A 6909-nucleotide genomic window follows, 5' to 3' on the forward strand; every position below is an offset into this window, starting at 1 on the left:
CGGAGCTTGTCCTCGGTGGTCATCGGTCCTCCTGACCCGCAACGGGGCTGCCGAGCTCAGCGTCGATCATGGCGAACACCTCGTCGTCCGTCGCGGCGGCGAACACGTCCAGCGGTGCGGCGCCGGGGGCAGGCGTGAGGGCGGTGAGCAGGTCACGTACCCGCTGCACCACCCGGGTACGGGACACGTCGTCGGTGGCCGCCGCCCCGGTCAGGCCGACGGCGACGCGGTCGAAGTCGGCGAAGAGGGTCGGCAGTTCATCGGCTCCGGTGGCGTCGCCGAAGCGGCCGGCGAGATGCTCCACCAGATCGCCGGGGGTGGGGTGGTCGAAGACGAGGGTGGCCTCCAGCGCCAGTCCGAGCGCCGCGCCGAGACGGTTGCGGAACTCCACCGAACTCAACGAGTCGAATCCGAGTTCCTGGAAGGAGCGTTCCGGATCGACCGCGCCGGCTCCGGCGTACCCGAGCACGGCGGCGGCCTCACCGCGGACCAGGCCGGCGAGGCGGGCCCGCCGCACGGCCGGGCTCAGTTCGGCCAGGCCCGGCCCGCGCAGACCGGGGTCGACCGCGCCTGCCGGCGCGTCGGTCAGCAGACCACGCAACATCGGGGGTACGACCGCTGACGCCCGGGTGTGCAGCCGCAGCGCGACCACGTCCGGTTCCGTGCCGGCCAGGGCGGTGTCCAGCAGGCGCAGTCCGGCGTCGACCGTCAGCCGGTCGAGGCCCGCGCGGGCGAGCCGGTCCCGGTCGGCGGTCATGCCGTCGTCGAGGTCCCAGGGGCCCCAGGCCACCGAGACCACCCGTCCGCCCGCCGGGACCCGGTGCCGGGCCAGCGCATCCAGGTACGCGTTGGCTGCCGCGTAGTTGCCCTGGCCAGGTCCGCCGAGCACACCTGCCACCGACGAGAAGAACACCGTCTCGGCGTCCGGCAGCAGCTCGGTCAGCCGGTCGGCGCCGGTGGCCTTGGCCCGCCACACGTTCTCCAGTCGGGTGGCGTCCAGCGCGGTCACCACGCCGTCGTCGAGCACCCCGGCCGCGTGCACCACCGTGGTGATCGTGCGGCCGGCCAGCAGCGCGGTCAGCGCCGCGCGGTCGCCGACGTCGCAGGCGGCCGCCTCGACGCGGGCGTCCAGTCCGGACAGTCCGGCGGGGACCAGGCCACCGCGGCTGACCAGCAGCACGTCGGTGACCCCGTGCCGGGCGACCAGGTGACGTACCACGGGGACGGCGAGGCCACCGCTGCCGCCGGTGACGAGCAGCGTGCCCCGCTCGCGCGGTGGCACCGGCCCGGTCACGGGGGCGCGGACCAGCCGGGGCACCAGTACCCGACCGTCCCTGACCGCGAGCTGCGGCTCGTCCGCGGCCAGCGCCCGCAGCAGGGCGTCCGGGGCGCCCGCCCCGTCGAGCTCGACGAGGGTGAACCGGCCCGGATGCTCCGACTGCGCCGAGCGCAGCAGTCCCCACGCGGCGGCCGTCGTCGGGTCCGGGTCGGTGGCGACGAAGACCAGCCGCGCGGCACCGAACCGGTCGTGTTCGAGCCAGTGCCGTGCCTGGGCGAGCACCTCCCGGGTCACCACGAGCGCGGCGTCCGCCGACGATCCGGCCCCGGCGACGGGCGCGATCACCACCTCGGGGACTTCGGACAACTGCGCCAGGGTGTCGGCGCGGGTCACGGTCACACCGGCCTTGGTGAGCGACGCGCCGACACCGGGGCGGTCAGGGCCCACGACGGCACACCGGCCTGGCGGGCCGGCGGGCGGGAGGTCGTCGAGGGGCACCCAGTCGACGCGGTACAGCGGGCTGTCCGGGGCCCCGGACGGCCGCAGGGTCACCGCGTCCACCGAGGCGAGGAGCCCGCCGGTGGCGTCGGTGAGCCGCACCGCGACGGTGCCCGCCCGGACCGGGGTGACGCAGGCGCGCGCGGTGACCGCCCCGGTCGTCGCGACCCGGACCGCGGACCAGGCGAACGGCAGGTGCGCCCGCTCTTCGGGGACGAATCCGCCCAGGGCCACCGTGTGCAGCGCGGCGTCGAGCAGGACCGGGTGCAGGGCGTACGGGCCGGCGTCGCCGCCGGGCACGCAGACGTCCGCGTACACCGCGTCGCCGGCCCGCCAGGCGCGCAGCAGGCCCCGGAAGGCGGGACCGTAGCCGGGCAGCCGGTCGTAGAAGCCGCTGAGGTCGACCTCCTCGGCGTCGCCGGGCAGCGGTGGCGGTTCGGTCGCGCCGGTGTCGACGGGGGCGAGCACGCCTGTCGCATGCCGGATCCAGGTCGGCTCCCCGACGGCACGGGCGTGTACCTCGAAGGTGCGTCGCCCGTCGTCGCCGGGCAGGGCCGCGGTGAGCCGCACGTCGGTGTCGCCGAACGGGAGCGGCGTCTCGAGGACCAACTCGGCGACCACCGGACGGCCGAGCCGGTCGCCGGCCTGCAGGGCCAGGTCGACGAAGAACGTCCCGGGGACCAGCGTGGTCCCGTCGACGGCGTGGTCGACCAGCCAGGCGTGATCGTCCTGCGAGATCCTGGCCAGCAGGACGTGCCCGTCGGGCAGCTCCACCAGGTGGGGCAGCTCCACCAGGTCGGGCCGGGACCGGTCCGGGTCACCGCCGGTGGCGACCCAGTGCCGGTCCCGGGCGAACGGGTAGCCGGGCAGGGAAAGCCGGCGCGGGCGGGCGGGCAGCGGCGGGGTGATCTCGGCCCCGGTCACCCACGCGGCGGCGAGTGCCTCCAGGTCGTCCCCCGCCGCCGTACCGGCCGTCCCCCGCCGACGGCCGCGATGACAGCCGTCACCGGTACGCAGCGCCGCCACGAGTTCGGCGGTGGTCGTGGCCACGACGGCGAGCCGCTCGTCGAAGTGCTCGCGCCCGGCCCACAGCGTGTACGCCAGCGCGCCCGGATCCACGGCGACGGTTGCCGTGGCCAGGGCGGCCGTGAGGCCGGCGGCGGTGGTCTCCCCGTCGATCGGCGGGCAGGTCCCGAACACCGCCTCGACACGGTGAGCGAGATCGGCCAGGCGCGGAAAGTCCAGCCCCAACTCCACGAACGGCTCGTCCGGTAGCGCCGTCGGCGCACCGGCCTGGGCCAGCAACGCGCTCACCGTCGCGGCCACGTCCCCACCGGTGTTCTCCAGGTGAGCCACGAGCCGGCCGACGGTCTCGTCGAGGCGGACGGTGTCCCGGGCGGACACCACGAACAGGTGCGGCGCAGCCGGTTCCGGCACGGCCGGCGGTACGGGCCACTCGGCGAGGACGACGTGCGCGTTGGCCCCGCCCGCACCGAACGAACTGATCGCTGCGGCCCGGTGTCCGTGCGCACGGCCCGGCCAGGGGGCCCGCTCGCGCTGCACCCGGAACCGGGAGGTCTCCCACCGCACCACGCTGGTCGGCGGGTCGGCGTGCAGCGAGGGCACCAGTTCCCGGTGGCGCAACTGGAGCACGACCTTGGTGAGCGCCGCGATGCCGGCGGCCGACTCCAGATGCCCGATGTTCGACTTGACCGATCCGAGCGGCCATGGTCCGCGGCCAGCCCCGATCCGGTCGAACGCCTGCTCCAGCGCGGCCACCTCGATCGGGTCACCGAGGCTGGTGCCGGTGCCGTGCGCCTCCAGGTAGCCCAGATCGTCGGGGTCCACCGCGGCGTGTCGGATCGAGGCGGCGATCAGGGCCGCCTGGGACGCCGGGTTCGGCACGGAGAAGCCGGCGGTACGGCCGCCGTGGTTCACCGCGGTTCCCCGGATGACCGCGTGCACGTGGTCACCGTCGCGCACCGCGTCCCGCAGTGGGCGCAGCAGCACCACGCCGACCCCTTCGCCGGGCACGTAGCCGTCCCCGTCCTCGCCGAAGGCGCGGCATCGCCCGTCGCTGGACAGGAAGGAGGACTGGCTCAGCAACAGGTACTTGTTCGGGTGCACGGCCAGGTTGACGCCACCGGCCAGGGCCGCCTCGCACTCCCCCCGGCGGATGGCTTCGACGGCCAGGTGCAACGTGGTGAGCGAGGACGAGCACATGCTGTCCAGGGCGATGCTGGGGCCGCGCAGGTCCAGGAAGTACGACACCCGGTTGGCGATGGACGCGCTGAACGACGAGGGCACCGGTTCGGGCGCCGCGCCGACGCCGTACAGCTGGTACTGGTTGTACATCACACCGGCGAACACGCCCACGGACCGGCCGCGCCAGGCCGACGGCGCATGACCGGCCTCCTCGAAGGCGTGCCACGACTCCTGCAGGAACAGCCGCTCCTGCGGGTCGAGCACGGCCGCCTCCTTCGGCGAGACGTGGAAGAACCCGGCGTCGAACTCGTCGACGCCATCGAGGAATCCGCCCCACTTGCCGTACGATCTGCCGGGCGTCCGCCGGTCCTCGGAGTAGATCGCCGAGTGGTCCCACCGGTCCGCGGGCACCGTCGTGACACAGTCACGGCCGTCGCGCAGGTTCACCCAGAACTCGTCCAGGTCGCGGGCCATCGGGTAGCGGCCACTGATCCCCACGACGGCCACCGCGTCGTCGCCGGCGGAGGCCGCGTCGTCGCCGGCGGGGGCCGCGTCGTCGCCGGCGGGGGCCGGTCCGGCCGTCACTGCTGCCGGGGTGTCCACCGCGGCATCGTCCGCAGTGAACGCGGCGGCTATCCGGGCCGCGTCCCCGGCCAGGACCACGACGTGGGAGCGGCCGCTGCCCACCGCCCGTAGCAGCACGTCGACCGCGAGCGGGGTGTCCATCGCCCGCAGCCCCATCCGGCGCAACCCGGCGGCGTCGACCGGCATGCCGCCCTCCGCCCAGGCCGGCCAACCCACCGACACGATGTCGCGGCGGCTGCCGGCGAACAGGTCCAGGAAGGCGTTCGCGCACGCGTAGTCGGCCTGACCGGGATTGCCCCAGGTGCCGGCGGTGGAGGAACACAGCACCAGGAAGTCCAGGGTGAGGTGCCGGGTGGCCGCCTCGACGTGACGCGCGCCGTCGACCTTCGGGGCGAGCACCGCACGGACGTCCTCGGCCCGTTTGCCCGTCAGGAGCCCGTCGCGCAGCACCCCGGCGGCGTGCACGACCCCGTGCAGGGCACCGAAGCGGTCCACGGCGGCGCGCACCGCCCGGTGCACATCATCCGCCCTGGTCACATCCATCACGACGGTGAACACCTCGGCGCCGAGAGCGGTCAGCTCGCCGACCACGGACGGGTCCGCGCCCGTGCGTCCGCCGAGCACGAGCCGTGCCCGGACCGACCGGGCCAGGTGCCGGGCCAGGGCGAGGCCCACCCCGCCGAGGCCTCCGGTGATCAGGTAGACGCCGTGCTGCCGCAGCGAGCCGCCGCCCTCCGGCTCCGGCATCGTCCGGACGACGCGGACCTGCCGCGTGGCGTCGACGTACCGCACCTCCACGTCGGGCAGCCCGGCCGCGAGTTCGGCCAGCGCGTCGGACCGGTGCGGCGAACGGACCACCGCGGCCCGGGTGCCCGGCCTTTCCCGCAGCAGGGTCCGGAACAGGCCGGTGACCGCCGCTACGGGCGCGTCGTCGTCCTCGACGTGGCAGACCAGCCGCAGGGCGTCCCGGCCGGCGTCGGACGCGGCCCTGAGGAACTCGGTCAGGGCGACCGCCTCACCGGTGAGGTCCGACGGGTCGCCGGGCTGCCACACCACCCCGGTGGCGGAGGTGGGTCCGATCGCGTCCGGCCACCGGCCCCGGGTGTGCGCACCGATGGTGACCACCCGTGCCGGAGGCGGTCCGGGCGGCAGCGGAGCCGGACGCCAGACCGACTCGAACCACACCGTCTCGGCCGGGACCGGGATCTCGACGGCCGGCACCGTGGGCGGCGCGGACACCGCTGCGAACCCCCGCAGATGGTCGGCCAGCAGAGCGAACGTGTTGTGCTCGAACAGCAGGGTCGGGGAGAAGTCGACACCGAACGTCTGCTCCAGGTCGGCCGCGATGCCCAGCAACGCCGAGGAGTCCATGCCGAGCTCGTAGAACCCGGCCGTCTCGTCGAAGTCCGGACGACCGAGCGACGCCTCGATCAGTTCACGGACGATCCGCCCGGTGTCCGGTACGTCCGGAGGGCGCGCGTCGAGACGGGTGATGGCCGCCGTGTCGCGGATCCGCTTGGACGTCAGCCCGTGCAACCATGCCACAACGGTCCCGTCCTCGGCATGGAACTCCAGGTCGCAGGTGGTGAGGTCCCCATCCGGGCCGGCCGGACGCGGCGGGGTGGCGTGCACCAGGGTCCGGGCGCCCAGCGGGCCCCGGGCCCGGACCGATTCGATCAGCATCGGCACGTACGGGCGGGCCTCGGCACCCGGCGGGGCGGTGGCGAACCGGGTGGGCAGCAGTGTCGAGGAGTCGAGCGCGGCGGGGTGCAGGTGGAAGTACCCGGCGTAGCCGGCGGCGGGTGGGCTCAGCGACAGTTCGGCGAGCAGTTCGTCCGGTCCGACGTACAGGGTGCCGAGGGCGCGCATGAACGCGCCGTGTTCGATGCCGGTGGCGCGGGCCGTCGCGTACAGCTCGGTCATGTCGACGGTCTGCCGCGCCGTGGCCCGCAGTGCGGGCAGGTCCCGCCGCCGTCGCGGGAACGGCAGGCCCAGGTGCAGCTGACAGTCCAGCACCGGTTCGCTGTCCCCACGGGGGCGACGCGTCCCGGTGACCGACACCCGGAAGTGACCGTCGCCGCGGGCGAAACGCACCGTCAGCTCCGTGTCGAAGTCCGGGCCGGCGGCGACCGGGTTGCGGAACAGCACCCGGCGCAGCTCGACGCCGTCCGGGTCGACGCCGCGCGCCCGCACCACCCGGAAGATGATGTCGAGAAAGGACACTCCGGGCAGGATCCGGGTGCCGTGGATGCGGTGGTCGCGCACCACGGGATCGCTGCTGCGGATGACGACGGTGCAGGCCAGACCATCCAAGGAGTCCACCGGACCTTCTCCCCCGCGCA

At 74.8% G+C, this 6909-nt stretch carries 1 protein-coding gene; it reads right to left on the reverse strand.

Going from position 1 to position 6909, the window contains the following annotated elements; genetic code table 11:
• Positions 1-19: 19 nt before the first annotated feature.
• Entirely contained in the window at positions 20-6889 is a 6870-nt protein-coding gene (locus ACQP1S_RS20510; protein ID WP_432897928.1) for an SDR family NAD(P)-dependent oxidoreductase, read from the reverse strand.
• Positions 6890-6909 lie beyond the last annotated feature (20 nt).

Origin of the sequence: Micromonospora matsumotoense (genome assembly GCF_050951065.1) — a bacterium.
Lineage (GTDB): Bacteria > Actinomycetota > Actinomycetes > Mycobacteriales > Micromonosporaceae > Micromonospora > Micromonospora matsumotoensis.